This is a genomic window from Bacillus sp. TSO22, from assembly GCF_020223595.1.
GTDB lineage: Bacteria > Bacillota > Bacilli > Bacillales > Bacillaceae > Bacillus > Bacillus inaquosorum.
The window spans coordinates 101,280-127,011 of sequence record NZ_JAHAWO010000004.1; the positions used below are offsets into that span (position 1 = coordinate 101,280).

The window sequence follows — 25,732 nt, forward strand, 5'->3', positions numbered from 1 at the left end:
GTTGAATAATTTTTTGAAATAAGGTAAAAATAAAGAGTGCTGCGATTTTTACTGCGTAATTCCTTCTTTTAAGCACTAGGAAAGTTTCAATTTCTACCGCATACAGACGATATAAGTATTGATCTTCTCATGTTTTTGTCCTCGCTTCCTTCAAAACTCATTAAGACAATCCTTTTAACAAAAGCGCCGATCATGGGTGGAAGTGTTACCGATAGAAGTTCCTTTATGTTAAAAAAAGAATGTGCTTTGGCGGATGTTGTGCAAAAGCAGCAGATTTACATGTGCAGAGTAAGATATTGACTATGAAAAGCGTGGTGTTTTTATGAAAGACGTATCTATTTCCTCTTTGGAAAATATGAAATTAAAAGAGCTTTATGAACTTGCAAGACATTATAAAATCTCCTACTACAGCAAACTGACAAAAAAAGAACTCATTTTCGCCATTCTGAAAGCGAATGCAGAACAGGAAGATCTGCTGTTTATGGAAGGCGTTCTTGAGATCATCCAGTCTGAAGGTTTCGGCTTCCTGAGACCGATCAACTACTCTCCAAGCTCAGAAGACATTTATATCTCAGCTTCACAAATCCGCCGTTTCGATTTGCGAAACGGAGACAAAGTTTCAGGCAAGGTTCGCCCGCCGAAAGAAAATGAGCGTTACTATGGACTTTTGCACGTTGAAGCAGTGAATGGAGATGATCCTGAATCAGCAAAAGAGCGTGTGCATTTCCCGGCGCTTACACCTCTTTATCCAGATCGTCAAATGGTGCTTGAAACAAAGCCGAACTTCTTGTCTACAAGAATTATGGATATGATGGCGCCGGTCGGATTTGGACAGCGCGGTTTGATTGTTGCGCCGCCAAAAGCCGGAAAAACGATGCTGCTGAAGGAAATTGCCAACAGCATTACAGCGAATCAGCCTGAAGCAGAGCTCATCGTGCTTTTGATCGATGAAAGACCGGAGGAAGTAACCGATATCGAGCGTTCTGTAGCTGGTGATGTCGTCAGCTCAACGTTTGATGAAGTGCCGGAAAACCATATCAAAGTGGCCGAGCTTGTGCTTGAGCGCGCAATGCGTCTCGTGGAACATAAAAAAGATGTCATCATCCTGATGGACAGCATCACACGCCTTGCCCGCGCCTACAACTTAGTGATTCCGCCGAGCGGAAGAACGCTTTCCGGAGGGATTGACCCAGCAGCGTTCCACCGTCCGAAACGCTTCTTCGGGGCAGCGAGAAATATCGAAGAGGGCGGCAGCTTAACCATCCTTGCTACGGCTCTTGTCGATACAGGGTCACGTATGGATGATGTCATTTATGAAGAATTCAAGGGAACAGGCAACATGGAGTTACACCTTGACCGCTCTCTGGCAGAGCGCCGCATCTTCCCGGCCATCGATATCCGCCGTTCAGGAACGCGCAAGGAAGAGCTGCTTGTGCCTAAAGAGCACCTTGATCGTTTATGGTCGATCCGCAAAACGATGTCTGATTCACCTGATTTCGCAGAAAAATTCATGAGAAAAATGAAAAAAACCAAAACAAACCAGGAATTTTTCGATATTCTCAATCAAGAATGGAAACAGGCAAATCTATCATCTGCTAGAAGATAAATTGTATTTGCAAAAGAAGTAAATCACTGATATAATTTTCTCATATGCGTTTCGGACAATGCTCCGAAATAATAACTCTGTTTCCACACGGGATTCAGGGCGGAAGGAGATGGATACAATGAAAGCAGGAATTCATCCTAATTTCAAAAAAGCAACAGTTAAATGCGCTTGCGGAAATGAATTTGAAACAGGCTCAGTAAAAGAAGAGGTACGCGTTGAGATTTGCTCTGAATGCCACCCATTCTACACTGGCCGTCAAAAATTCGCTTCTGCTGATGGTCGTGTTGATCGCTTTAACAAAAAATACGGTCTTAAGTAATAATAGATTTTTCAACAGGCAGGAAGCAGTCTTGCCTGTTTTTTATATTGTCTAAAACACAGCTGGCAGAGAGAGGGGAGCGGAGCCTATGTACATAATGAAACAAAGCGGGTGGCTTGAGCTGATTTGCGGCAGCATGTTCTCGGGGAAATCTGAAGAGCTGATCAGAAGAGTGAAGAGAGCGACTTACGCCAAGCAGGAAGTCAGGGTATTTAAGCCTGTGATTGATAATCGCTACAGCGAAGATGCTGTTGTCTCCCATAATGGAACATCCATGACGAGCTATGCCATTTCTTCTGCTGCGGACATTTGGGATCACATCAGTGAGAGTACGGATGTGATTGCGGTTGATGAAGTGCAGTTTTTTGACCAAGACATTGTTGAGGTATTATCATCTCTTGCCGATAAAGGCTACCGTGTGATTGCAGCGGGTCTTGATATGGATTTTAGAGGAGAGCCGTTCGGTGTCGTCCCGGATATTATGGCGATTGCGGAAAGTGTGACGAAGCTGCAAGCCGTCTGTTCCGTCTGCGGATCACCGGCGAGCAGAACACAGCGCCTGATTGACGGCAAACCTGCTTCTTACGATGATCCGGTCATAAAGGTGGGCGCATCCGAATCGTATGAAGCAAGATGCAGACATCATCACGAAGTCCCAGGAAAATCTAAAAATTAACCCAAAACATGGGTAAAAAGATAGAAAGCACCGTGTGAAAACACCGGTGTTTTTTTTATATTCTGATAACATCCAATTAAAAAATTTAATTAAGTGTATTAAAAAATTAAGTAATTTTCTTCTCTTGAATTTTGATTTTGACAGGCATAAAATAACTAACGTAATGTAAATAGTTTTGAGACATTGTTCGAATAATTGTCACAAAGTCGCATAAAGATCATGATCGGTCATATTTTAGATGGGTTATTACTTAACTTGGTTAACTATTTCAAGAAAGAAGGAGATTTGCTTGAATAACATAAAAAAAACGAAAGAAGGCCACTTAGAAACAACTCTTAGAGGGAAAGAAGTTTTATCTATTCCTACTTTAAATAAAGGCGTTGCTTTTTCAGTAGAAGAAAGACAAGAACTTGGCTTAGAAGGACTTCTGCCGCCAACTGTACTTTCTCTTGATCAACAAGCACAACGCGCATACGAGCAATTCCAAGCGCAGCCTGACCGCCTTCGTCAAAATGTTTACTTAAGTGATCTTGCAAACCGTAACGAAGTTCTTTTCTATAAATTGCTGAAAAACCATCTTCGCGAAATGCTTCCTGTTGTGTACACACCAACAGTTGGTGAAGCGATTCAGGAATACAGCCATGAATATAGAAGACCTCAAGGTATCTACTTGTCAATCGACAACATTGACGGTATTGAAAAAGCGTTTGAAAACCTTCATGCGACTGCAGGAGATATTGATCTTATCGTTGCTACTGACTCTGAAAGTATTCTCGGTATCGGTGACTGGGGTGTAGGCGGTATTAACATCGCAATCGGTAAATTGGCTGTTTACACTGCTGCAGCTGGTATTGACCCTAGCCGTGTTATCCCGGTTGTGCTTGATGTCGGTACGAACAACGAAAAACTTCTGAATGATCCTTTATATATTGGTAACAAGCATGAGCGTGTACAAGGCGAACGCTATGAAGCTTTCATTGACGCTTATGTAAAAGCGGCATTGAAATTCTTCCCTAAAGCGCTTCTTCACTGGGAAGACCTTGGTAACAAAAATGCACGTAATATCATGAAAAAATACAATCATGAAATTCTTACATTTAATGATGATATCCAAGGTACAGGAGCGATCACACTTGCTGGTGTGCTTGCGGCGATGAAGAAAACTGGCGCTTCTATTAAAGATCAGCGTGTTGTTGTCTTCGGTGCTGGTTCTGCTGGTATCGGTATTGCTGACCAAATCCGCGACACAATGGTGCTTGCTGGATTATCTGAAGAAGAAGCTAACAAACGCTTCTACACACTTGATTACAGAGGCTTGCTGACTGAAGAAATCGAAGGCATCCTTGATTTCCAAAAACCTTACCTACGCAGTGCGGATGAAGTAAAAGACTGGAAGCGCGATGAAAAAGGCCAAATTCCATTCGATGAAGTGGTTCGCCAAGCGAAACCAACGATCTTGATTGGTACTTCAGGGGTTTCAGGTGCGTTCACAGAGGAAATTGTAAAAGAAATGGCATCTCACGTAGACCGTCCGGTTATCATGCCGATGTCTAACCCGACTCACCTTGCTGAAGCAGTTCCTGAAGATCTGTTCAAATGGACTGACGGAAAAGTGCTTATTGCAACAGGAAGCCCATTTGACAATGTAGAATACAACGGTGTTTCTTATGAAATCGGACAATCTAACAACGCATTCGCGTTCCCTGGTCTTGGACTTGGTTCAATTGTAGCTGAAGCGCGTATCATTACGCCTGCGATGTTTGCTGCAACTGCTGATGCGATTGCTGAAATGGTTGACTTCGAAACACCTGGAGCAGGATTGCTTCCAAGCATCGATAAGCTTCAAGAAGTTTCTATTCAAGTTGCGATTGCCGTTGCTGAAGCAGCAATTAAAGAAGGCGTAGCAAATCGTCAGCCTGAAGATGTAAAACAAGCTGTCCTTGATGCAATGTGGACACCTGAATACAAAAAAGTCATCGCGAAATAATTAGCGAGTAAATTTTTTCGTCCGAGGGAAAGCTTTTTGTAAAGCTAAAGTATACGGACATAGGATTTGGAGGAGAATATTTTGAGCATCTTAGATATCTTAATCCTCCTGGCACCGATATTCTTTGTTATTGTGCTGGGTTGGTTTGCAGGACATTTTGGAAGTTATGATGCCAAGTCGGCAAAAGGGGTAAGTACGTTAGTAACGAAATACGCACTTCCAGCTCACTTTATCGCTGGTATTTTGACAACTTCCAGAAGTGAATTTTTATCACAAGTTCCATTGATGGTTTCTTTAATTATTGGGATTGTTGGTTTCTATATCATCATTCTTTTGGTTTGCAGATTTATCTTGAAGTATGATTTAACGAACTCATCTGTATTTTCTTTGAACTCTGCACAGCCAACATTCGCATTTATGGGTATTCCTGTATTGGGAAGCTTGTTCGGGGCGAATGAAGTTGCGATTCCGATCGCGGTTACAGGTATCGTGGTAAACGCGATTCTTGATCCGCTTGCGATTATTATCGCTACTGTCGGTGAGTCTTCTAAGAAAAACGAAAAGGACGGCGACAGCTTCTGGAAGATGACAGGAAAATCAATCCTGCATGGCCTTTGTGAGCCGCTTGCAGCTGCTCCGTTAATCAGTATGATCTTAGTGCTGGTTTTCAACTTCACTCTTCCTGAGCTGGGTGTTAAAATGCTTGATCAGCTTGGAAGCACAACATCTGGTGTTGCTCTCTTTGCTGTCGGTGTTACTGTTGGTATCCGTAAAATCAAACTCAGTATGCCGGCTATCGGTATTGCGTTACTAAAAGTTGCGGTTCAGCCTGCGTTAATGTTCCTGATTGCTCTTGCAGTCGGACTTCCAGCGGACCAAATGACAAAAGCAATCCTTCTTGTAGCATTCCCTGGTTCTGCTGTTGCAGCCATGATTGCGACTCGTTTCGAGAAACAAGAAGAAGAAACTGCGACTGCGTTTGTGGTCAGTGCGATTCTGTCATTGATTTCACTACCGATTATTATTGCGCTTACTGCGTAATCAAAAAAGCTCCCCGTAAAGGGAGCTTTTTTACTTTAGGTTTGAAATTTGAAAAGTGATAAAAGCGGTTTTTTTCTTGTTTTTGTTTTTTCAGAAGAAGCAGCAGTCTCGGGGATCGGCTGGGCGGTGAATTCTTTCATTTGTGAGGTCAGTGATTGTAGGTCTGCAAGGATGTCATCAATTTCTCTGCGGTGCTGAAGCAGCTGATAAGATACACCCTCATCGGCTTTTTGTTTTAGCTGGCGTTCCAGTTCCCCGATCCTTGCCAGCAGCTCGTTTTCGTCCTGCTTTTGCTGTAAAAGGGCGTCGAGCTTCTGTTCGAGCTGTTCGATTCTCCGTTCTGTGTCGCCATTTGTTTTTTGGACAAGGAAGCCTGTGCGCTTTTTAGTGCTTTGCGGCACATGAATATCCTGAATCGCCGTGCCTTCAGAAATTTGTTTTTGAACAGATTTTAGAACCTTTACATCTTCTGCCGTAAACGAATAGTGTCCAAGCTCATTGCGTTCGGCCGGAAGATTCAGCTGCTTTACCCACCGCTGCACCGTTTTTGCGGAGACGCCGAGTTCACTTGCTACCATATTTGTATTCATGATCCCATACCTCCTTTTTAGCTAGGTATTCGACCATAGAATGCGGTTCCCTTCCTATTAGACAAAACAAGAAAAGATTCGGCAAAGAAAGTGGGTATCTCCTTTTTTTCTTCAAAAACCGTTACTGTTCATACAGCTCTAAAGGAAGCTGGTCCGGATCAAAAAAGAAGGTGAAACGTTTGCCGGTCAGCGGATCTATTCTGATCGGCTCTGTTTCGATTCCTTTTTCATGAAGCTCCTGAACCGCCTTATCCAAGCTGCTGACTGTGAAGGCAAGGTGGCGCAGGCCTGCCGCTTCAGGCCGGGTTTGGCGCGCGGGCGGATCGGGAAACGAGAACAGCTCAATGACATACGTGCCGTTAAGCGACAAATCAAGCTTATAGGAGCCGCGCTCTTCGCGGTACGTTTCTTGAATCACTTGAAAACCAAGCTTATGTACGTAGAAAGCTTTCGACTTTTCATAATCTGAACATATGATTGCAATGTGATGTATGGATTTCAGCAACATCATCCCTCCTCGATTCCCAGTATAGCAGAGGAGGCTTTTCAAGCTGGGATTGAAATGCTTTTGACTGGGGTTAATCACTATACTATAATGAGAATGTTACGCACAGGAAAACAGAGGTGAAGACCGTGTTAGACCGTTTAAAGTCAATCGAAGAACGATACGAAAAATTAAATGAGCTTTTAAGCGATCCAGAAGTAGTCAACGATCCGAAAAAGCTAAGAGAATATTCAAAAGAGCAATCTGATATACAAGAAACAGTTGACGTATATAGACAATACAGAGATGCGTCAGAACAGCTGGCTGATGCAAAAGCGATGCTAGAAGAGAAGCTGGACGCTGAGATGCGCGACATGGTGAAGGAAGAGATTTCTGAACTTCAGAAGGAAACGGAAACACTGTCAGAACGCCTGAAAGTGCTCCTGATCCCGAAAGATCCTAATGACGACAAAAACGTTATCATGGAGATCCGCGGAGCTGCGGGAGGCGAGGAAGCCGCTTTATTCGCGGGCAGCCTGTACAGAATGTATTCCCGTTATGCCGAGCTTCAAGGCTGGAAAACAGAGGTCATGGAAGCGAGTGTAACCGGAACTGGCGGCTACAAAGAGATCATCTTTATGATTACGGGTAGCGGCGCATATTCTAAACTCAAATATGAAAACGGCGCCCACCGCGTACAGCGTGTTCCGGAAACAGAATCAGGCGGCCGTATCCATACATCAACTGCAACAGTAGCATGTCTTCCTGAGGCAGAAGAGGTAGAGGTTGACATTCATGAGAAGGATATCCGAGTCGATACGTTTGCATCAAGCGGACCGGGCGGACAAAGCGTTAACACAACAATGTCTGCCGTTCGTCTGACGCATTTGCCGACAGGTGTTGTTGTATCATGCCAGGATGAAAAATCTCAAATCAAGAACAAAGAAAAAGCAATGAAGGTTCTCCGTGCCAGAATCTATGATAAATTTCAGCAGGAAGCCCAAGCTGAATATGATCAAACACGGAAATCAGCAGTTGGATCAGGTGACCGCTCTGAGCGTATCCGCACATACAACTTCCCGCAAAACCGTGTGACGGATCACAGAATCGGCCTGACGATTCAAAAGCTTGATCAGATTCTTGAAGGAAAACTTGACGAAGTGGTTGAAGCGCTGATTGTTGAAGATCAGGCAAGCAAGCTTCAGCAGTCGGAAGGTTAAGATGAAGACGATATTTGAAGCCCTGAAATGGGCTTCTTCTTATTTAACCGAAGCGGGAAGAGAAGAAAATGCGGCTGAGCTTCTTTTGCTTTATGATACCGGAATGGACAGAAGCAAGCTGCTCGCCAGCTTACAGGAACCGATTGGCGAAGACGAACTGTATCGCTTTACGCGTCACGTTGAGATGCATAAAGAGGGCGTCCCGGTTCAGTACATTATCGGAAAAGAGTTTTTTTACGGACGGGAATTTATGGTGAATGATGACGTGCTGATCCCGCGGCCGGAAACAGAAGAGGTTGTCTATCATCTGCTTGAAAAATATCAGCATGTCTTTTCAGAAGACGGGCGGCTTGATGTCGTTGACGTCGGGACAGGAAGCGGCGCGATAGCTGTCACGCTTGCGCTTGAAAACAAAAACTTTTCGGTTTCGGCGGTTGATATTTCAAAAGAAGCGCTGCAAGTCGCCTCTGCCAATGCGGAAAAGCTCGGAGCGGATGTGCGCTTTTATCAGGGCGATTTGCTTGAGCCTTTTATTAAGGCAGGAAAAAAAGCGGATATTGTCGTCTCAAATCCTCCTTATATTTCAGAAGAAGAAATGGCTGATCTATCAGAGATTGTCCGTTTTCATGAGCCGCTGCACGCTCTCACTGATGGCGGAGACGGGCTGAAATTTTATAAGCGGTTTATGGAAGACATCCCGCTTGTCATGAAGGAGAAAGTGTTTGTCGTTTTTGAAATCGGATGGAAACAGGGCGAAGCGGTCAAAGAGCTGATCCTCAAGGCGTTTAAACATGCGGAAGTGGAAGTGCTGAAAGATATTAACGGAAAAGACAGAACCATATGCGCTGTGATTCATAAAAATAAATAAGCAGCTTACTGGCGAGTTGATGAATCAAGCTGTTTTAACACCAGCAAAGGGGATGTAAAGGATGAAAAAGGCCCTGACAGCAGGAATCTTGTTCATTGCGATTGAGAGCATGATTGGCACCGTTTTTCCGCAGGCTCTTTCATATGAAGTGATTTTTGGGGTTGCGTCTCTCGTTTTGATTGGGCTCGCGATCATCACATCGGGTTTGGCTGTAAGCGGAAGTGATCAGCGGGCAAACTACCATTCAGAAACTAAAGAAGGCCGTACATCCCGCTTGAAAATGGCGGCTGCTTTCTTTGTCGCGGCGATACCTTCTATTCTATGTTATTTGCTGACGGTTTTGTTTTAATGAAAAAGGAAGCCTCTTAGGCTTCCTTTTTTTGGAGTAAAACAGAATCCCATATCCAATAGACAAGAGCTGTTAATACAGCGAAAAGATAGAAGGCCATATTTTGAAGCAGAGATTGTCCCGAAGGCTGCAGCACGCCGAAAATGATCGCGTTGGCAATAAAAGCTGCTACAAGGTAATACAGCAGATACAAAGGGCTGAACCGTTTCGGCTTTTTATTCATCATGAATTGAAGCGGCAGCGCGAATATCAAATAAGGGAACAGAAAATAAAATGCCATCGTTATGAGAGCGGCAATGATGAATGAATGGATATAAATAATTGAATAAAGAACCGACATCGTGAAGGCTGATAACAGCACTGTGTAATTATATTTCATCTTTAAACCTCCTAAAACACTATCGTACCATAAATAAGATTAACAGCTTGCTAGATTTTTTTCACTCTGCACGTTTACCCCGGGCTCTCCTTGTCCATAATAGGGCTAGAAATAAAGCACGGAGAGGAACGGTGGGGACCGATGAAAAAAACAGTAATCATTTGTATATATATCTTTCTTTTATTATCCGGAGCACTTGTAGGGCTGGCAAAAGAAGAGACGGCACAGCAATCAGAAAATCAGCCGGTGGTCATACCGGATGAGGCGATTCGCCTGAGAATATTGGCAAACAGCGATAGTAATCAGGACCAGCAATTAAAGCGGCATATCAGAGACGCGGTCAATAAAGAAATCACAACCTGGGTAGAGGATATCACTTCTATAGAAGAAGCGCGGCGTGTGATTCGCTCAAAGCTTCCTGAAATCAAAGAAATTGCAAAGGAAACAATGGAGGAAGAAGGAGCAAACCAATCGATATCCGTTGATTTTGACAAAATCTCATTTCCGACAAAGCTTTACGGCAATATGGTATATCCCGCTGGCGAGTATGAAGCGATTCTGATTACGCTTGGAAATGGAGACGGCGCCAACTGGTGGTGTGTGCTGTTCCCGCCGCTCTGCTTTCTCGATTTTTCCAACGGAGAAGCCGTAAAAGAACAAGAAGATCAAGAAGCCTCAAAAAAGCAGACTGAAAAAGTGCTTGAGGACGTAACCGCTAAAGCGGAAAAAGCCAAAAAAGAAGAGAAGGAAGAGAATGAAGACGGCACAGAAGTGAAATTCTTCTTAGTCGAATGGATTTCCGACCTTTTTTCCTAATCACCTGGTCTAAAAATAGATTTGCCTCATAGATTGGAAGAAAGAATGCAAAAACGGGGTGAACGGATGTTTTATCAACTGCGGGTGGCAAGGGAAAAAGACGGAGATGTGCTCGAGGAATTTCTAAAACAGGCGAAAACCAATTATGAAGGCGTGAAAGAAGGCTTCACCCAGTTTCTTATGCTGGAGGACAGCGAGAAAAACATTGCCGGATGTCTCGGAATTGAAAAAATCAGCTGTGATCAAGGGCTGCTGCGATCACTTGTGATATCGGACAAGCTTCACCAAGGCCATATTGTGACGCTCTTTCAGAGCATGGAACTGCTGTGCGAAAAGCATCAGATCAAAACAGTATACTTAATAGCGAATCAGCATTCCTCTGCTGATTTCCTGACGGCCATGGGGTTTGAACGAGCTGAAAGTGTACCGGAAGAGCTGTTTTCTTCTGATCATTTCTGTGAATCGCGGCAAACAGAAGGGGCCGTCTTGATGAAAAAAGCGTCTGGATCAGTTTGATTTATACACATACTTATCCACTTCTTCATTAGCGTTGTCCACAATTTGTGGATAACGCTTGTTTTATTATAGGACATCTTTTATACTTTCAAAAGGATTACACGCGTAAAACTATCGTTTTATTGTTGTGAATAAGGAGTTTGGTCAGAAATGAAAACGAAAAGATGGTTTGTGGATGTAACTGATGAGTTATCCACAAATGATCCACAAATTGCACAAGCAGCCGCTTTGCTCCGGGAAAATGAGGTTGTTGCGTTCCCGACAGAAACGGTATACGGCCTCGGCGCAAACGCGAAAAGCACAGATGCCGTCAAAAAAATATATGAAGCGAAAGGGCGGCCGAGCGATAATCCCCTGATTGTCCACATTGCGGACATTAGCCAGCTTGATGATTTAACGGGTCCAGCGCCGGAAAAAGCGAAAACATTGATAAAACGGTTTTGGCCGGGAGCACTCACGCTCATTCTACCTTGCAAACCTGGTGCACTCTCACCTCGTGTAACGGCAGGGCTTGAAACGGTTGCCATTCGAATGCCGGATCATCCGCTTGCTCTTGCGTTGATTCGCGAGTCGGGGTTGCCGATTGCAGCACCGAGCGCCAATCTATCAGGGAAGCCAAGTCCGACAAAGGCGGAACATGTGGCCTATGACTTGGATGGCCGCATAGCCGGAATTATGGACGGAGGCCCTACCGGGATTGGGGTCGAATCAACCGTACTTTCATGTGCTGGCGACATCCCTGTTCTCCTGCGCCCAGGCGGCATTACGAAAGAACAAATTGAAGCGGAGATCGGACCGATCCTTGTGGATAAAGGGCTCAGCGATCAAAATGAGAAGCCGATTTCCCCGGGGATGAAATACACACATTACGCGCCGACAGCGCCGCTAGCGATTTGCGAAGGTAGCCCGGAGCGCATTCAGCTTCTCATTCAAGAATATCAACAGGGCGGCAGACGGGTCGGTGTCCTGACGACAGAAGAAAACGCGGGCGTTTATTCCGCTGATTATGTGAAGAACTGCGGCAGACGGGCTCAGCTTGAGACTGTTGCGGCAGGGCTGTATGATGCTTTACGCAGCTTTGATGAGAAGAAGGTGGATTTTATTATCGCAGAATCCTTTCCGGACACTGGCGTCGGACTCGCCATTATGAACAGGCTGATGAAAGCCGCCGGAGGAAGAGTGATTCGCTGAACACAGTCAGATGTTCTAACCCTTTTTGGACACGCATAGGCTAAAAAAGCGGGGCGTGTCCAAGGGGGTTATTTATGTATGTCGGATTTGTTCATAGGCGAACTGATTACATTAAGCATCATGGCGTTTGCTTTAGGGATGGATGCTTTTTCTGTCGGTCTCGGAATGGGCATGGTCAAACTCAGAAAAAAGCAGATATTCTATATTGGTTTTATCATCGGCCTCTTTCACGTTATCATGCCTCTCGGGGGGATGGCGGCCGGTAACATGCTGTCAGGGCTCCTCGGCGTGTTAGCGGTTTATATCGGGGGTTCGCTGCTTTTTGTTCTTGGGGTTCAAATGCTTATGGCTTCTTTTAAACAGTCAGAAGAACGACTTATGTCGCCGGCAGGGCCGGGCTTATTGCTGTTTGCCGTCGGCGTCAGCCTTGACAGCTTCTCCGTTGGTTTGAGCTTGGGGATATACGGCTCGCATCCGCTCCTCACAATTACCTTGTTTGGGCTGTTCAGCATGATTTTGACATGGCTGGGCCTGCTGATCGGAAAACAAGTGCAGTCATGGCTTGGCACATACAGCGAAGCGCTCGGGGGCATCATATTAATCGCATTCGGCCTAAAGCTGCTTTTGCCAATTTAATATACCAATAAAAGAAACGAAGTCGCCGTTTCTTTTTTCTTCATATATAATAGAGAAAAATAAGGGGTGACTGACATGAACATTATTTTTGTCTGTACTGGAAATACGTGCCGCAGCCCAATGGCTGAGGCGCTTTTTAAATCAATTGCAGAAGCGGAAGGGCTGAATGTCAGTGTCCGCTCGGCAGGCGTGTTTGCTTCGCTTAATGCGAGAGCGACGCCTCATGCAGTCGAAGCGCTGTTTGAAAAACACATTGCCCTTAATCATGTATCTTCTCCATTAACTGAAGAACATATGGAAGCGGCTGATTTGGTTCTGGCTATGACCCATCAGCACAAACAGATCATTGTCAGCCATTTTGGACGTTATCGTGATAAAGTATTTACGCTAAAAGAATACGTCACAGGCAGCTATGGGGATGTCATTGATCCGTTTGGTGGCTCAATTGACATCTATAAACAAACGAGAGATGAGCTTGAAGATCTTCTTCGGCAGCTGGCAAAACAGCTGAAAAAAGACAGCAGGTAAGTTGTCAGAAAATCTGCAAACAGGTCATTTGCAAATCCTGCGTGAAGGAGTAGAATATAGTGAAAAGCACATCATATGGTGTGAATCAAAGAGCGGACAGGCTGCGCGGTCAACAAAGCGGGCGGGCCGCATCACACACGCTGGGGAGGAAAAGCTGATGAAAGTAGCCATAGCATCGGATCATGGCGGCGTTCACATTCGAAATGAAATCAAAGAGTTAATGGACGAATTGCAAATTGAATATATTGATATGGGCTGTGACTGCGGCAGCGGATCTGTCGATTATCCGGATTATGCTTTTCCGGTGGCCGAAAAAGTGGTTAGCGGCGAAGTTGACAGAGGCATATTAATTTGCGGGACAGGAATCGGCATGAGCATTTCCGCTAATAAAGTCAAAGGCATCCGCTGCGCGCTGGCGCACGATACATTCAGCGCAAAGGCAACGAGAGAGCACAATGACACAAACATCCTCGCGATGGGTGAACGGGTGATTGGCCCCGGTTTGGCGCGGGAAATCGCAGAAATCTGGCTGACTACAGAGTTTACCGGCGGAAGACATCAAAAGCGCATCGGAAAAATCTCAGATTATGAAGAGAAAAACCTGTAGGGGTGCTGTTCGATGAGTGAGATCAAACAAACGTGGAAGACGATGCTGTCTGAGTTTCAGGAACAAGCAGGATTGAAACAAGATCAGCTCTTTGTCCTTGGATGCAGCACGAGTGAAGTGGCCGGCAGCCGGATCGGAACATCAGGCAGCGAAGACATTGCGGAAAGCATCTACAGCGGACTTGCTGAGCTCAAGGAAATAACGGGTATCCATCTGGCATTTCAATGCTGTGAGCATTTGAACAGAGCGCTTGTAGTTGAAGAGGAGACGGCTCAGCTGTTTAGGCTTCCGGCCGTTTCTGCTGTACCAGTTCCAAAAGCGGGCGGGGCGATGGCTGCTTATGCGTTTAAGCAGATGAAGTCTCCTGTTCTTGTCGAAACCATTCAGGCTGACGCCGGAATAGACATCGGCGATACATTTATCGGCATGCATCTGAAGCCGGTAGCTGTCCCTGTGCGTGTTGCTCAAAACAGTCTTGGGTCAGCACATGTGACATTAGCGCGCACGCGGCCGAAACTGATCGGCGGAGTGCGGGCGGTTTATGGGTGCGAATGAAAGGACTGCGTGGCCAGTCTTTTCTTTTATTTTTAAGGCAGTGAAATAAATCCCGAACTTTAATTTAAATTTAAGTTATCAATATTCGTTTTTACCAATAAAAATTTTGATTTTTTAAAAATAATCTTTTACATCGGCCTAAAAAACCATGTACAATAGTGGTGGTAAAAACAAAGAACAGGATACGGATAGGAGAGGATCTCGCTGATGAAACATTTACCTGCGCAAGACGAACAAGTGTTTAACGCCATTAAAAATGAGCGTGAACGCCAACAGACTAAGATCGAATTGATTGCTTCTGAGAACTTTGTAAGTGAAGCGGTTATGGAAGCACAAGGATCTGTTTTGACAAATAAATACGCTGAAGGATATCCGGGCAAACGCTACTACGGCGGATGTGAGCACGTCGATGTTGTTGAAGATATCGCTCGTGACCGCGCGAAAGAGATCTTTGGAGCGGAGCATGTAAACGTTCAGCCGCATTCAGGCGCACAAGCAAACATGGCAGTGTACTTCACGATTTTGGAGCAAGGCGATACTGTACTTGGGATGAACCTCTCCCACGGCGGCCATTTAACACACGGAAGTCCAGTCAACTTCAGCGGTGTTCAATATAACTTTGTTGAGTACGGCGTAGATAAAGAAACTCAATATATTGATTACGATGACGTGCGTGAAAAAGCCCTTGCCCATAAGCCGAAGCTTATCGTAGCAGGAGCAAGTGCGTATCCTCGTACAATCGACTTTAAGAAATTCCGTGAAATTGCTGATGAAGTCGGCGCTTACTTCATGGTGGATATGGCGCATATCGCAGGACTTGTTGCGGCAGGCCTTCATCCAAACCCGGTTCCTTACGCTGATTTCGTTACAACAACAACACATAAAACACTTCGCGGACCTCGTGGCGGTATGATCCTTTGCCGTGAGGAGTTCGGCAAGAAAATTGATAAATCGATCTTCCCTGGAATTCAAGGCGGCCCGCTGATGCACGTTATTGCCGCAAAAGCTGTTTCATTCGGCGAAGTATTGCAGGACGATTTCAAAACATATGCACAAAACGTCATTTCAAATGCAAAACGCCTGGCTGAAGCGTTAACGAAAGAGGGCATCCAGCTCGTTTCAGGTGGAACTGACAACCACCTGATCCTTGTTGACCTTCGTTCTCTCGGACTGACAGGTAAGGTTGCAGAGCATGTGCTTGATGAAATCGGTATTACGTCTAACAAAAACGCAATTCCATACGATCCGGAAAAACCTTTCGTAACAAGCGGTATCCGTCTTGGTACAGCTGCTGTGACAAGCCGCGGTTTTGACGGAGATGCATTGGATGAAGTCGGTGCCATCATTGCGCTTGCATTGAAAAACCACGAAGATGAAGGAAAACTTGAAGAAGCAAGACAGCGCGTAGCTGCTCTGACTGGCAAGTTCCCTCTATATAAAGAATTAGATTACTAAGATTGAAAAACCCGCTCGGGCTTATGCCCGGCGGGTTTTTTGACGATGTCCTTGAAACTCAATGTCTTTTTTTGTAGAATCAATAGAAGTGTGAAATTGTCGATGGGACAATAAAAAAGGAGCTGAAACACTGTATGGGAAAGGTTTATGTATTTGATCATCCTTTAATTCAGCACAAGCTGACATATATTCGGAATGTAGAGACAGGCACGAAGGATTTTAGAGAGCTTGTAGACGAAGTAGCCACTCTTATGGCGTTTGAAATTACCCGTGATCTCCCTCTAGAGGAAGTGGATATCAACACACCGGTTCAGACTGCGAAATCGAAAGTCATCTCAGGGAAAAAACTCGGTGTTGTTCCTATTCTCAGAGCAGGTTTAGGAATGGTTGAAGGCATCTTAAAACTTATCCCTGCGGCAAAAGTGGGACATGTCGGTCTGTACCGTGATCCTGAAACCTTAAAACCCGTGGAATACTATGTGAAGCTTCCTTCTGATGTGGAAGAGCGTGAATTCATCGTGGTTGACCCGATGCTGGCTACAGGCGGTTCCGCAGTTGAAGCGATTAACAGCCTGAAAAAACGCGGTGCGAAAAACATCCGTTTCATGTGTCTCGTAGCTGCGCCTGAAGGTGTGGAAGAATTGCAGAAGCATCATTCAGACGTGGATATTTACATCGCGGCCCTTGATGAAAAATTAAATGAAAAAGGTTATATCGTTCCCGGTCTCGGAGATGCAGGAGACCGTATGTTTGGAACAAAATAAAAGGAAAACTCCCGAAAGGGGGTTTCTTTTTTTATCCAGTTATTTGCTATTCGGTGAATCTGTATACAATTATAGGTGAAAATGTGAACATTCTGTGGAGACGTAAAGTATAAAAAGTTTTTTAACTTTAAACAGATTGACACATGTTAGGGGCTATTGTATGCTAAACGAGGGTATTATGAGAAGGTTTTCATAGCTTTCATTATAGTCCTCATCCTCAATGTAAATCCTCTCAGCAAACCCGTATTATGAGGATTTATTTAAGCGAATGAAACAGCATCCCTGCAAGGCTTGCGGATGAATGATTTTTTCGAACAGGCCCGTTTTGCCGGACAAAAAAGGTCTTCTACTAGGGTTAACCGCTGATTTATGCCGTATCTAAGCTATACATTATTTTTTCATCAGGAGACAGATAATTGATGGACGATCCCAAGCTTACATTTAGCAGACAACGCAAATACTTATTGTTCATTTTGGCAGTGTATGTACTGGGTTATGGTTTAACAGCGTATAAAACCGTTTTTTTAGGCCTTATTCTGGGAACTGTTTTCAGTTTGTTTAATTTTTTACTGCTCGTCAGGAGAATGAACGCCTTTGACAGAGCCGTTGAGAAAGGAAAGTCCATACGATCTCTTGGGAGCGCAGCGCGGTGGTGCAATGCGATTCTTGCTGCGGCTGTCGCCTATAAAAATCCCGAGCATTTTCATATGGCAAGTACAGTTATTGGATTAATGACAATATACCCTGTCATTATGATAGATTCCTTTATCCAGCTTAAACGTTCATCAATGGAAGAGAGGTGAAAACCCTTTGAATCATGAATACAGAACTATTGAATTTCTAGGTCTTACTTTTAATCTGACAAACATTCTGATGATTACTGTGGCGAGTGTGATTGTTTTATTGATTGCTATATTAACGACAAGAACGCTTTCGATCCGTCCCGGAAAAGCCCAGAATTTTATGGAATGGGTTGTTGATTTCGTCCGCAATATTATCGGCAGTACAATGGATTTGAAAACAGGGGCTAACTTCTTGGCACTTGGTGTCACATTGCTGATGTACATATTTGTGTCGAATATGCTGGGGCTGCCGTTCTCTATTACAATCGGACATGAGCTCTGGTGGAAATCTCCGACAGCCGATCCTGCCATTACATTAACGCTAGCCGTGATGGTTGTTGCTTTATCCCATTACTATGGTGTGAAGATGAAAGGACTCAAGGAATATTCCAAAGACTATTTAAGACCTGTTCCATTCATGCTCCCGATGAAAATCATCGAAGAGTTTGCGAATACGCTGACTCTCGGGTTGCGGCTTTATGGTAACATCTTCGCCGGTGAGATTCTTCTCGGCCTGCTTGCGGGATTGGCGACAAGCCATTATTCACAAAGCGTGGCTCTCGGTCTTGTCGGTACACTCGGCGCCATTCTGCCGATGCTGGCATGGCAGGCATTCAGTTTATTTATAGGTGCCATCCAAGCGTTTATCTTTACAATGCTGACGATGGTGTACATGTCTCATAAAATCAGTCATGATCATTAAAACATTATATCCAAACGGATAACATTTTAAAGGAGGAACTTTTTCATGAATTTAATAGCAGCTGCGATTGCAATTGGTTTAGGCGCACTTGGTGCAGGTATTGGTAACGGTTTGATTGTTTCACGTACGGTAGAGGGGATTGCCCGTCAGCCGGAAGCAGGTAAAGAACTTAGAACTCTTATGTTCATGGGTATCGCATTAGTTGAAGCCCTTCCTATTATCGCTGTCGTTATCGCATTCTTAGCGTTCTTTGGCTAAGCATAAAAGCCTTATATGAACTAAAAATGGCGAAGATCATTCCAAGAGAACCTTCGCCATTGCTTTATGTCTGATAAGCATCCCGCCTTGCCGTCTGAAAAGAGACAAGTGCGGCTGCTGGATCAGCAAAGAAAAACCTGCAGAAGGGAGTTGCCGTAGTAGATGTCTCAATTACCACTTGAACTAGGATTTTCGTTTAACGGCGGAGATATCCTGTTCCAACTGTTAGCTATGTTAATCTTATTAGCGCTTCTGAAGAAATACGCTTTAGGGCCGCTATTAAACATAATGAAACAGCGTGAAGACCACATCGCTGGAGAAATTACGTCTGCTGAAGAAAAAAATAAAGAAGCGCAGCAGCTGATTGAAGAGCAGCGCGTTCTTTTAAAAGAAGCAAGACAGGAATCCCAAACTCTTATCGAAAACGCAAAGAAACTGGGAGATAAGCAAAAAGAAGAGATTATTCAGGCTGCACGTGCAGAATCTGAACGTCTGAAAGAAGCAGCAAGAACTGAAATCGTGAAGGAAAAAGAACAGGCGGTTTCTGCTCTCCGTGAGCAAGTAGCGTCTCTTTCTGTCATGATTGCATCGAAAGTGATTGAAAAAGAACTGGATGAACAAGCTCAAGAGAAATTGATCCAGGACTATCTTAAAGAGGTAGGAGAAAGCCGATGAGTGGATCAGCTGTCTCAAAACGATATGCGTCAGCTCTTTTTGATATTGCCAATGAGTCCGCTCAGCTGAATCAAGTAGAAGAAGAGCTAACCGTTGTAAAACAAGTATTTCAAAATGAAAAAGCGCTTAATGATGTGTTAAACCATCCGAAGGTGCCGGCTGCGAAGAAAAAAGAGCTGATTCAGAATGCATTTGGCTCTTTGTCACAGTCCGTGCTCAATACGATTTTTCTTTTGATTGACCGCCATCGGGCAGCGATTGTGCCTGATCTCACAGATGAGTTTATTAAACTCGCAAATGAGGCTCGCCAAACAGAAGACGCAATCGTATATTCAGTGAAACCGCTGACGGATGCGGAGATTGCATCATTATCACAAGTGTTTGCAAATAAAGCCGGAGTCGCTTCACTCAGAATCAGAAATGAAGTGCAGACGGATTTAATAGGCGGCATTAAAGTCCGCATTGGAAACCGGATTTTTGACGGCAGCGTAAGCGGAAAGCTTCAGCGCATTGAACGTCAACTAGCCGGGGAAAATCGATAGAAGGGGTGAAACCTAAGTGAGCATCAAAGCTGAAGAGATTAGCACGCTGATAAAACAGCAAATACAAAATTATCAATCTGATATTGAAGTTCAAGACGTAGGTACAGTCATCCAAGTCGGTGACGGTATTGCTCGTGTACACGGCCTTGACAACTGTATGGCCGGTGAACTTGTCGAGTTTTCAAACGGTGTTTTGGGTATGGCTCAAAACCTTGAAGAATCAAACGTAGGTATCGTCATCTTAGGACCTTTCAGTGAGATCCGTGAGGGAGACGAAGTAAAAAGAACAGGCCGCATCATGGAGGTTCCTGTCGGTGAAGAATTAATCGGCCGTATTGTGAACCCATTAGGTCAGCCAGTAGACGGACTTGGCCCGATCCTCACAAGCAAAACTCGTCCGATCGAAAGCCCTGCACCAGGCGTTATGGACCGTAAATCCGTTCATGAACCGCTTCAAACTGGTATTAAAGCTATCGATGCACTGATCCCAATCGGACGCGGCCAGCGTGAACTGATCATCGGTGACCGTCAAACAGGTAAAACATCTGTTGCGATCGATGCGATCCTGAACCAAAAAGACCAAGACATGATCTGCGTATACGTTGCGATCGGTCAAAAAGAATCAACAGTCCGCGGCGTAGTAGAAACATTGCGTAAGCACGGCGCGCTTGATTATACAATCGTTGTAACGGCGTCTGCGTCACAGCCGGCACCGCTTCTGTACCTGGCTCCGTATGCAGGGGTTACAATGGCAGAAGAATTTATGTACAGCGGCAAGCACGTTCTTGTGGTATACGATGATCTTTCTAAACAAGCGGCTGCTTACCGTGAGCTGTCCTTGCTTCTTCGCCGTCCGCCAGGCCGTGAAGCGTTCCCTGGGGATGTATTCTACCTTCATTCCCGTCTTCTTGAGCGTGCAGCAAAGCTTAGCGATGCGAAAGGCGCAGGATCAATTACAGCTCTGCCGTTCGTAGAAACACAAGCCGGAGATATCTCTGCTTATATTCCGACGAACGTAATTTCCATCACCGACGGACAGATCTTCCTGCAATCTGATTTGTTCTTCTCAGGCGTACGTCCAGCGATCAACGCCGGATTGTCTGTATCCCGTGTCGGCGGTTCAGCGCAAATCAAAGCGATGAAAAAAGTATCAGGAACTTTGCGTCTTGACCTTGCGTCATACCGTGAGCTGGAAGCATTCGCTCAATTCGGATCTGACCTCGACCAGGCGACTCAGGCGAAACTGAACCGCGGTGCGCGTACAGTTGAAGTGCTGAAGCAAGATCTGAACAAGCCGCTTCCGGTTGAAAAGCAAGTAGCCATTCTTTATGCGCTGACAAAAGGACATCTTGATGATATTCCTGTAGCGGATATCAGACGTTTTGAAGAAGAGTACTACATGTACCTTGACCAAAACCATAAAGAACTGCTTGACGGAATTGCGAAAACAGGAAACCTTCCTGCTGATGAAGACTTCAATGCTGCAATCGAAGGCTTCAAACGCACATTTGCACCAAGCAACTAACTCGAATGCTGATGAGAGAAAAAGGTTCTCTTTTTCTCTCTTTTTACGCAGATGAAGAGAAAAGGTGGTGAAATCTTTGGCCTCATTACGCGATATTAAGTCAAGGATCACGTCAACAAAAAAAACGAGCCAGATTACAAAAGCCATGCAGATGGTATCTGCGGCTAAGCTGAATCGTGCAGAAAACAACGCAAAATCATTTGTGCCATATATGGATAAGATCCAAGAGGTTGTGTCAAATGTCGGGAGAGTTTCCGGCAACGTAAAGCATCCGATGCTTCTCAGCAGAGAAGTGAAAAAGACGGCATACCTTGTCATTACGTCTGACCGCGGTCTTGCCGGCGCTTTTAACAGTTCGGTTTTACGAAGTGCTTATCAGGCCATGCAAGAACGTCATCAGTCTAAGGATGAGTATGCGGTGATCGTCATCGGAAGAGTAGGCCGTGATTTCTTTAAGAAACGTGAGATTCCGATCATTTCTGAGTTAACAGGACTTGGTGATGAAGTAACGTTTACAGAAATTAAGGACCTTGCCCGACAAACGATCCAAATGTTTATAGATGGTGCGTTTGATGAATTGCACCTTGTGTATAACCATTTCGTCAGCGCCATTTCTCAAGAAGTAACGGAGAAAAAACTTCTGCCGTTATCTGATTTGGGCAGCGGCGGCGGAAAGAGAACGGCGTCTTATGAATTTGAACCGTCTGAAGAGGAGGTTCTGGAGGTTTTGCTTCCTCAATATGCAGAAAGCTTAATCTTTGGTGCGCTTCTTGACAGTAAAGCAAGTGAGCACGCTGCAAGAATGACGGCGATGAAAAACGCGACAGACAACGCGAAGGAACTTATCGATTCACTTTCGCTTTCTTACAACCGCGCTCGCCAAGCAGCCATCACACAAGAAATTACGGAAATTGTCGGCGGAGCAGCCGCTTTAGAATAGAAAGATTTTGTCAGGAGGGATAGCGATGAAGAAAGGACGCGTTAGCCAGGTATTAGGACCGGTCGTCGACGTGCGTTTTGAAGACGGTCATTTGCCTGAAATTTATAATGCGATTAAAATTTCACAGCCAGCTGCAAGTGAAAATGAAGTAGGTATTGATTTAACGCTTGAGGTCGCTCTTCATTTAGGCGATGATACAGTCCGTACAATCGCAATGGCATCTACGGATGGTGTTCAGCGCGGAATGGAAGCTGTTGATACAGGAGCGCCAATCTCAGTACCAGTTGGTGATGTAACACTCGGCCGTGTATTTAACGTACTCGGAGAAAATATTGATTTGAATGAGCCAGTCCCTGCGGATGCGAAAAAGGATCCAATTCACAGACAGGCGCCTTCATTTGATCAGCTTTCAACAGAAGTTGAAATTCTTGAAACAGGTATTAAAGTTGTTGACTTGCTTGCTCCATACATCAAGGGCGGTAAGATCGGGTTGTTCGGCGGTGCCGGTGTAGGTAAAACCGTATTAATCCAGGAATTAATCAACAACATCGCGCAAGAGCACGGCGGTATCTCTGTATTCGCCGGTGTAGGGGAGCGTACTCGTGAAGGGAACGACCTTTTCTACGAAATGAGCGACTCTGGCGTAATCAACAAAACAGCCATGGTATTTGGACAAATGAACGAGCCGCCGGGCGCACGTATGCGTGTTGCTTTGACAGGCCTTACAATGGCTGAGCACTTCCGTGATGTACAAGGACAGGACGTACTGTTCTTCATCGATAACATTTTCCGTTTCACACAAGCGGGTTCAGAGGTTTCAGCCCTTCTTGGCCGTATGCCTTCAGCGGTTGGTTATCAGCCGACGCTTGCAACTGAAATGGGTCAGCTTCAAGAGCGTATCACGTCTACTAACGTTGGATCAGTTACATCTATCCAGGCGATCTACGTGCCTGCCGATGACTACACTGACCCGGCGCCGGCAACTACGTTCGCTCACTTGGATGCGACAACAAACCTTGAGCGTAAGTTAACTGAAATGGGTATTTACCCTGCGGTTGATCCGTTGGCTTCTACATCACGCGCCCTTGCTCCTGAAATTGTCGGAGAAGAGCATTATGCGGTTGCCCGTGAAGTACAGTCAACACTTCAGCGTTACAAAGAGCTTCAAGATATCATTGCGATTCTCGGTATGGATGAATTGAGTGATGAAGACAAGCTTGTCGTTCAACGCGCACGCCGCATTCAGTTCTTCCTTTCTCAAAACTTCCACGTGGCTGAACAGTTCACTGGACAAAAAGGTTCTTACGTGCCTGTAAAAGAAACGGTTCAAGGTTTCAAAGAAATCTTAGCCGGCAAATACGACCATCTTCCTGAAGATGCGTTCCGTCTTGTAGGCCGTATCGAAGAAGTTGTTGAGAAAGCAAAAGAAATGGGTGTAGAAGTTTAATCTGGTCCTAGGAGGGTAAAAGCATGAAGACCGTTAAAGTCAATATCGTTACTCCCGACGGCCCAGTATACGATGCGGATATCGAAATGGTGAGCGTGAGAGCCGAAAGCGGCGATCTCGGTATTTTGCCAGGTCATATTCCAACCGTGGCTCCTCTTAAAATCGGCGCTGTCCGTCTGAAAAAAGACGGGCAGACTGAATTGGTTGCCGTCAGCGGCGGATTTGTAGAAGTCCGTCCTGATCAGGTTACCATCCTTGCCCAGGCTGCTGAGACAGCGGAAGGCATCGATAAAGAGCGCGCTGCAGCTGCACGTCAGCGGGCGCAGGAGCGTTTGAATTCTCAATCAGATGATACTGACATTCGTCGGGCTGAGCTTGCGTTACAGCGGGCTTTGAACAGATTGGATGTAGCAGGGAAATAAGAAAAAATCCTTCTCTTTATGAGAAGGATTTTTTTATGATCGCACAAGAGAATCAAACAGCGACAAAAGCGGCTGACTCTCTTTTTGCCGCAAGTATAAACGATCACAGCAATTCATGGTATGCCATGATTTGCGATGTCTTCTAAAGCCCATTGTATAAGCGCCGTCTGTATACGGGTAAGGCTTTACGATCCATTCAGCATCTTCATGGTGGGCAATCACGCAATCTATAAGATAAACACTGATCATTTTCTCGAATTCTTCAATAGGAAGATTCCAATCAGCAAGCAAAAGCTCTTGTATACTTTGAAAATAAAGGTTTTCAAGCTCTTCAAGGCTTTCTCTCGTATAGGTAAGAGAAATGTTATAAAACTGACACAATTCATTCAGTTCTTCAATCTGTGACTGTCTATAATCATAATAGAATGCAATTGCTTCCCATTCCTGATCAAAAATTGGCAGGTCCTCACCGTATTGCTTTTCAGGCTGAAAAAAAGAATGATTCACATTTGCCAGCTCCTTTCCAACAAAGTATACCATGTAAAAGAATCGCACTTTAAGCGGGGATTAGCCCTATATTTGGCTGATTATTCCATTCTGTATAAAATGTATCATCTTTATCTGTGCTTCTTATATAATAAGAAAGGGTATAAACGCGGAGAAAGGATGAAAGGAGTGGAATAGATGAGTGTATTGGGACAGCAGGCTGCAATTGGCATTGTCGTTCACCTGATTTTTATAGCGGTGACTTGGTGGGCGCTGCAAGCCGTCAATATCGATCCGTTAATCAAAAAAGGCAAAGTCGTGCAGGCAAGACTCCTGATGATTTTGCTGACAATCGCCATTGGAACAACCGTTGCGAATTTCTTTTTAGATTACCTCAATTATTCACAGCAGCTTCCCTATCTATTTTAATAGGTTTTGAACATCATAATCATGGGAATGGTTGGGGAAGCAGGTTGAAGCGAATAGCTCGAGTTTTGACGAAGATTTTTACGTATGGCGCCTCTTGCCTCCGGTAAAACTGGGGATAAGGGGGAGAGATGAACATGAAGAAAAAACAAGTAAGCTACGCCATTATCATATCCGTGATGTTAAGCTTCGTCATTGCTATTTTCCATTCAATTCATGCGAGTGAGTTAACGCCGTTAGCACAAATTGCAGAGGGGATGGAACGCCAAGATGTGTCAATAGATAAGTGGACATTGCATGCAAAACAAAACATGTCGCTGACCAAGAAAGAATTTTATAAAAAAGTGCAACATTTAAAATCAGAGTATCGTCAATATCATTGGGCGATTGCACAGGAAGATAAAATCGTAAAGGCAATTGGCACATATACTGACAAAAAAAATCGCACTTCTTTTAGACTGCAGCTTGTCACAACCCTCAAAAAACACAACCCAACTTCGTATTTATTATATGAGCAAATGAGTCTTGAGACACCGAATAGCTGGAATGATACATATGAACAGTTTGAACGGGAGACACTCGGGATATTCCAAGAAAAAGTAGTTATTTTTACTTGTCTAAATGGTCATTTAGATGATAATATGAATATTGTTTTGCAAAAAAAAGCAAATCAGTTATTAAAAGAATTTCAAGCAAGATCTGTAGAACATGTAGTTGAGCCAAATTTCGTTTCTATTTCTGCGTTTACAGATGAGTGGGAAGAGTACATCATGACCTCGAAACATAAAATGAATTTGCAAATTGCACTTAGAAGTGCAGGAATGGGCGGAAAACATACCGTTACGGTTGGCACACCAATCGTTACGACTGAATATTAAT

At 44.6% G+C, this 25,732-nt stretch carries 32 protein-coding genes and 1 pseudogene; 29 read left to right on the forward strand and 4 right to left on the reverse strand.

The annotated features are described in order from the left end of the window. The first annotated feature begins 129 nt into the window (after nt 1-129). The 6 genes and pseudogenes from KHQ79_RS05460 to KHQ79_RS05485 all read left to right on the forward strand — a co-directional run bounded on the left by KHQ79_RS05460 (nt 130) and on the right by KHQ79_RS05485 (nt 5,629). A pseudogene (locus KHQ79_RS05460) lies at nt 130-292 on the forward strand (hypothetical protein). Between the two features lie 30 nt (nt 293-322). After that, a complete protein-coding gene (rho, locus tag KHQ79_RS05465) occupies nt 323-1,606 on the forward strand; it encodes a transcription termination factor Rho (RefSeq protein ID WP_003221939.1) in 1,284 nt (427 codons plus the stop codon). Nucleotides 1,607-1,724: 118 nt separating this feature from the next. Beyond that, a complete protein-coding gene (gene rpmE / locus KHQ79_RS05470) occupies nt 1,725-1,925 on the forward strand; it encodes a 50S ribosomal protein L31 (protein ID WP_003151132.1) in 201 nt (66 codons plus the stop codon). Between the two features lie 88 nt (nt 1,926-2,013). After that, a complete protein-coding gene (locus KHQ79_RS05475; protein ID WP_003235815.1) occupies nt 2,014-2,601 on the forward strand; it encodes a thymidine kinase in 588 nt (195 codons plus the stop codon). 289 nt (nt 2,602-2,890) lie between these two features. Beyond that, entirely contained in the window at nt 2,891-4,588 is a 1,698-nt protein-coding gene (gene malS, locus KHQ79_RS05480; RefSeq protein WP_003235813.1) for an oxaloacetate-decarboxylating malate dehydrogenase, read from the forward strand. Nucleotides 4,589-4,669: 81 nt separating this feature from the next. Next, nucleotides 4,670-5,629, forward strand: a complete 960-nt coding sequence (locus KHQ79_RS05485) for an AEC family transporter (protein ID WP_003235811.1) — start codon at nt 4,670-4,672, stop codon at nt 5,627-5,629. A gap of 35 nt (nt 5,630-5,664) precedes the next feature. On the opposite strand, the gene racA is transcribed toward KHQ79_RS05485, so the two are convergent. Together racA and gloA2 are read right to left on the reverse strand one after the other, a co-directional pair. Further along, a complete protein-coding gene (gene racA, locus KHQ79_RS05490) occupies nt 5,665-6,219 on the reverse strand; it encodes a chromosome-anchoring protein RacA (RefSeq protein ID WP_100275393.1) in 555 nt (184 codons plus the stop codon). 121 nt (nt 6,220-6,340) lie between these two features. Then, a complete protein-coding gene (gloA2, locus tag KHQ79_RS05495; protein WP_225514349.1) occupies nt 6,341-6,727 on the reverse strand; it encodes an SMU1112c/YaeR family gloxylase I-like metalloprotein in 387 nt (128 codons plus the stop codon). Nucleotides 6,728-6,852: 125 nt separating this feature from the next. On the opposite strand from gloA2, the gene prfA reads away from it, so the two are divergent. The 3 genes from prfA (at nt 6,853) to KHQ79_RS05510 (ending at nt 9,140) form a co-directional block, all read left to right on the forward strand. After that, nucleotides 6,853-7,923 (forward strand): peptide chain release factor 1, encoded by a 1,071-nt coding sequence (prfA, locus tag KHQ79_RS05500; protein WP_003235802.1) that lies wholly within the window; start codon nt 6,853-6,855, stop codon nt 7,921-7,923. Between the two features lies 1 nt (nt 7,924). Continuing rightward, complete coding sequence (gene prmC, locus KHQ79_RS05505) at nt 7,925-8,791, forward strand: peptide chain release factor N(5)-glutamine methyltransferase (protein WP_019259737.1); 867 nt, start codon at nt 7,925-7,927, stop codon at nt 8,789-8,791. A 61-nt stretch (nt 8,792-8,852) separates the two neighbouring features. Next, on the forward strand, nt 8,853-9,140 hold the full coding sequence (locus KHQ79_RS05510) for a DUF5316 family protein (RefSeq protein ID WP_119914393.1): 288 nt from the start codon (nt 8,853-8,855) through the stop codon (nt 9,138-9,140). Nucleotides 9,141-9,156: 16 nt separating this feature from the next. Here the strand turns inward: KHQ79_RS05510 and KHQ79_RS05515 are convergent, their stop codons facing one another. After that, nucleotides 9,157-9,519 (reverse strand): UPF0715 family protein, encoded by a 363-nt coding sequence (locus KHQ79_RS05515; RefSeq protein ID WP_060399714.1) that lies wholly within the window; start codon nt 9,517-9,519, stop codon nt 9,157-9,159. Between the two features lie 141 nt (nt 9,520-9,660). On the opposite strand from KHQ79_RS05515, the gene spoIIR reads away from it, so the two are divergent. The 18 genes from spoIIR (at nt 9,661) to KHQ79_RS05605 (ending at nt 23,941) form a co-directional block, all read left to right on the forward strand. After that, a complete protein-coding gene (gene spoIIR, locus KHQ79_RS05520) occupies nt 9,661-10,335 on the forward strand; it encodes a stage II sporulation protein R (RefSeq protein ID WP_003235794.1) in 675 nt (224 codons plus the stop codon). 66 nt (nt 10,336-10,401) lie between these two features. Further along, nucleotides 10,402-10,851, forward strand: a complete 450-nt coding sequence (locus KHQ79_RS05525) for a GNAT family N-acetyltransferase (RefSeq protein ID WP_032731818.1) — start codon at nt 10,402-10,404, stop codon at nt 10,849-10,851. A gap of 150 nt (nt 10,852-11,001) precedes the next feature. Next, nucleotides 11,002-12,042 (forward strand): L-threonylcarbamoyladenylate synthase, encoded by a 1,041-nt coding sequence (locus KHQ79_RS05530; protein WP_225514351.1) that lies wholly within the window; start codon nt 11,002-11,004, stop codon nt 12,040-12,042. Between the two features lie 78 nt (nt 12,043-12,120). Further along, nucleotides 12,121-12,678 (forward strand): manganese efflux pump MntP, encoded by a 558-nt coding sequence (locus tag KHQ79_RS05535; RefSeq protein WP_003235788.1) that lies wholly within the window; start codon nt 12,121-12,123, stop codon nt 12,676-12,678. Between the two features lie 75 nt (nt 12,679-12,753). Further along, on the forward strand, nt 12,754-13,206 hold the full coding sequence (locus KHQ79_RS05540) for a low molecular weight protein arginine phosphatase (protein WP_225514352.1): 453 nt from the start codon (nt 12,754-12,756) through the stop codon (nt 13,204-13,206). Between the two features lie 157 nt (nt 13,207-13,363). Beyond that, nucleotides 13,364-13,813 (forward strand): ribose 5-phosphate isomerase B, encoded by a 450-nt coding sequence (gene rpiB / locus KHQ79_RS05545; protein WP_029316922.1) that lies wholly within the window; start codon nt 13,364-13,366, stop codon nt 13,811-13,813. A gap of 12 nt (nt 13,814-13,825) precedes the next feature. Continuing rightward, nucleotides 13,826-14,368 carry a TIGR01440 family protein gene (locus KHQ79_RS05550; protein ID WP_133485653.1) on the forward strand — a complete coding sequence of 181 codons (543 nt, stop codon included), beginning with the start codon at nt 13,826-13,828 and terminating at the stop codon, nt 14,366-14,368. Between the two features lie 207 nt (nt 14,369-14,575). Then, nucleotides 14,576-15,823, forward strand: coding sequence for a serine hydroxymethyltransferase (gene glyA, locus KHQ79_RS05555; protein WP_003235780.1), 1,248 nt, complete (start codon nt 14,576-14,578; stop codon nt 15,821-15,823). 134 nt (nt 15,824-15,957) lie between these two features. Continuing rightward, complete coding sequence (upp, locus tag KHQ79_RS05560; protein ID WP_003235778.1) at nt 15,958-16,587, forward strand: uracil phosphoribosyltransferase; 630 nt, start codon at nt 15,958-15,960, stop codon at nt 16,585-16,587. A 419-nt stretch (nt 16,588-17,006) separates the two neighbouring features. Further along, entirely contained in the window at nt 17,007-17,390 is a 384-nt protein-coding gene (atpI, locus tag KHQ79_RS05565; protein ID WP_003221899.1) for an ATP synthase subunit I, read from the forward strand. Nucleotides 17,391-17,397: 7 nt separating this feature from the next. Then, nucleotides 17,398-18,132 (forward strand): F0F1 ATP synthase subunit A, encoded by a 735-nt coding sequence (gene atpB, locus KHQ79_RS05570; protein ID WP_003235776.1) that lies wholly within the window; start codon nt 17,398-17,400, stop codon nt 18,130-18,132. Between the two features lie 45 nt (nt 18,133-18,177). Next, nucleotides 18,178-18,390: a F0F1 ATP synthase subunit C gene (atpE, locus tag KHQ79_RS05575; protein WP_003151167.1), complete on the forward strand. Its 213-nt coding sequence runs from the start codon at nt 18,178-18,180 to the stop codon at nt 18,388-18,390. A 162-nt stretch (nt 18,391-18,552) separates the two neighbouring features. After that, entirely contained in the window at nt 18,553-19,065 is a 513-nt protein-coding gene (atpF, locus tag KHQ79_RS05580; protein ID WP_003235774.1) for a F0F1 ATP synthase subunit B, read from the forward strand. Continuing rightward, nucleotides 19,062-19,607 carry a F0F1 ATP synthase subunit delta gene (locus KHQ79_RS05585; protein WP_019259728.1) on the forward strand — a complete coding sequence of 182 codons (546 nt, stop codon included), beginning with the start codon at nt 19,062-19,064 and terminating at the stop codon, nt 19,605-19,607. The genes atpF and KHQ79_RS05585 overlap by 4 nt, the downstream gene beginning before the upstream one ends. A 16-nt stretch (nt 19,608-19,623) precedes the next feature. Continuing rightward, nucleotides 19,624-21,132 (forward strand): F0F1 ATP synthase subunit alpha, encoded by a 1,509-nt coding sequence (gene atpA, locus KHQ79_RS05590; RefSeq protein WP_003235768.1) that lies wholly within the window; start codon nt 19,624-19,626, stop codon nt 21,130-21,132. Nucleotides 21,133-21,208: 76 nt separating this feature from the next. Next, a complete protein-coding gene (gene atpG / locus KHQ79_RS05595) occupies nt 21,209-22,072 on the forward strand; it encodes an ATP synthase F1 subunit gamma (RefSeq protein WP_003235766.1) in 864 nt (287 codons plus the stop codon). Between the two features lie 25 nt (nt 22,073-22,097). Then, nucleotides 22,098-23,519, forward strand: coding sequence for a F0F1 ATP synthase subunit beta (gene atpD / locus KHQ79_RS05600; RefSeq protein ID WP_003235764.1), 1,422 nt, complete (start codon nt 22,098-22,100; stop codon nt 23,517-23,519). 23 nt (nt 23,520-23,542) lie between these two features. Then, nucleotides 23,543-23,941: a F0F1 ATP synthase subunit epsilon gene (locus KHQ79_RS05605; RefSeq protein ID WP_003221882.1), complete on the forward strand. Its 399-nt coding sequence runs from the start codon at nt 23,543-23,545 to the stop codon at nt 23,939-23,941. A 33-nt stretch (nt 23,942-23,974) separates the two neighbouring features. On the opposite strand, the gene KHQ79_RS05610 is transcribed toward KHQ79_RS05605, so the two are convergent. After that, nucleotides 23,975-24,448: a hypothetical protein gene (locus KHQ79_RS05610; protein ID WP_003235760.1), complete on the reverse strand. Its 474-nt coding sequence runs from the start codon at nt 24,446-24,448 to the stop codon at nt 23,975-23,977. Nucleotides 24,449-24,625: 177 nt separating this feature from the next. On the opposite strand from KHQ79_RS05610, the gene KHQ79_RS05615 reads away from it, so the two are divergent. Then, the gene (locus tag KHQ79_RS05615) at nt 24,626-24,856 is read left to right on the forward strand and encodes a DUF1146 family protein (protein WP_003221879.1); all 231 of its coding nucleotides are present in this window, start codon (nt 24,626-24,628) and stop codon (nt 24,854-24,856) included. A 134-nt stretch (nt 24,857-24,990) separates the two neighbouring features. After that, nucleotides 24,991-25,731, forward strand: a complete 741-nt coding sequence (locus KHQ79_RS05620; protein WP_225514354.1) for a YwmB family TATA-box binding protein — start codon at nt 24,991-24,993, stop codon at nt 25,729-25,731. The last annotated feature ends 1 nt before the right edge of the window (nt 25,732 follow it).

Coding starts and splice junctions, on each gene's coding strand:
- KHQ79_RS05510 (WP_119914393.1), top strand. CDS start 8,853: ATGAAAAAGGCCCTGACAGCAGGAATCTTGTTCATTGCGATTGAGAGC.
- rpmE (WP_003151132.1), top strand. CDS start 1,725: ATGAAAGCAGGAATTCATCCTAATTTCAAAAAAGCAACAGTTAAATGC.
- atpI (WP_003221899.1), top strand. CDS start 17,007: ATGGACGATCCCAAGCTTACATTTAGCAGACAACGCAAATACTTATTG.
- KHQ79_RS05585 (WP_019259728.1), top strand. CDS start 19,062: ATGAGTGGATCAGCTGTCTCAAAACGATATGCGTCAGCTCTTTTTGAT.
- KHQ79_RS05550 (WP_133485653.1), top strand. CDS start 13,826: ATGAGTGAGATCAAACAAACGTGGAAGACGATGCTGTCTGAGTTTCAG.
- atpF (WP_003235774.1), top strand. CDS start 18,553: ATGTCTCAATTACCACTTGAACTAGGATTTTCGTTTAACGGCGGAGAT.
- KHQ79_RS05615 (WP_003221879.1), top strand. CDS start 24,626: ATGAGTGTATTGGGACAGCAGGCTGCAATTGGCATTGTCGTTCACCTG.
- KHQ79_RS05535 (WP_003235788.1), top strand. CDS start 12,121: ATGTCGGATTTGTTCATAGGCGAACTGATTACATTAAGCATCATGGCG.
- KHQ79_RS05605 (WP_003221882.1), top strand. CDS start 23,543: ATGAAGACCGTTAAAGTCAATATCGTTACTCCCGACGGCCCAGTATAC.
- racA (WP_100275393.1), bottom strand. CDS start 6,219: ATGAATACAAATATGGTAGCAAGTGAACTCGGCGTCTCCGCAAAAACG.
- KHQ79_RS05515 (WP_060399714.1), bottom strand. CDS start 9,519: ATGAAATATAATTACACAGTGCTGTTATCAGCCTTCACGATGTCGGTT.
- rho (WP_003221939.1), top strand. CDS start 323: ATGAAAGACGTATCTATTTCCTCTTTGGAAAATATGAAATTAAAAGAG.
- upp (WP_003235778.1), top strand. CDS start 15,958: ATGGGAAAGGTTTATGTATTTGATCATCCTTTAATTCAGCACAAGCTG.
- atpD (WP_003235764.1), top strand. CDS start 22,098: ATGAAGAAAGGACGCGTTAGCCAGGTATTAGGACCGGTCGTCGACGTG.
- gloA2 (WP_225514349.1), bottom strand. CDS start 6,727: ATGTTGCTGAAATCCATACATCACATTGCAATCATATGTTCAGATTAT.
- prmC (WP_019259737.1), top strand. CDS start 7,925: ATGAAGACGATATTTGAAGCCCTGAAATGGGCTTCTTCTTATTTAACC.
- KHQ79_RS05525 (WP_032731818.1), top strand. CDS start 10,402: ATGTTTTATCAACTGCGGGTGGCAAGGGAAAAAGACGGAGATGTGCTC.
- KHQ79_RS05475 (WP_003235815.1), top strand. CDS start 2,014: ATGTACATAATGAAACAAAGCGGGTGGCTTGAGCTGATTTGCGGCAGC.
- KHQ79_RS05530 (WP_225514351.1), top strand. CDS start 11,002: ATGAAAACGAAAAGATGGTTTGTGGATGTAACTGATGAGTTATCCACA.
- spoIIR (WP_003235794.1), top strand. CDS start 9,661: ATGAAAAAAACAGTAATCATTTGTATATATATCTTTCTTTTATTATCC.
- glyA (WP_003235780.1), top strand. CDS start 14,576: ATGAAACATTTACCTGCGCAAGACGAACAAGTGTTTAACGCCATTAAA.
- KHQ79_RS05540 (WP_225514352.1), top strand. CDS start 12,754: ATGAACATTATTTTTGTCTGTACTGGAAATACGTGCCGCAGCCCAATG.
- rpiB (WP_029316922.1), top strand. CDS start 13,364: ATGAAAGTAGCCATAGCATCGGATCATGGCGGCGTTCACATTCGAAAT.
- atpE (WP_003151167.1), top strand. CDS start 18,178: ATGAATTTAATAGCAGCTGCGATTGCAATTGGTTTAGGCGCACTTGGT.
- KHQ79_RS05620 (WP_225514354.1), top strand. CDS start 24,991: ATGAAGAAAAAACAAGTAAGCTACGCCATTATCATATCCGTGATGTTA.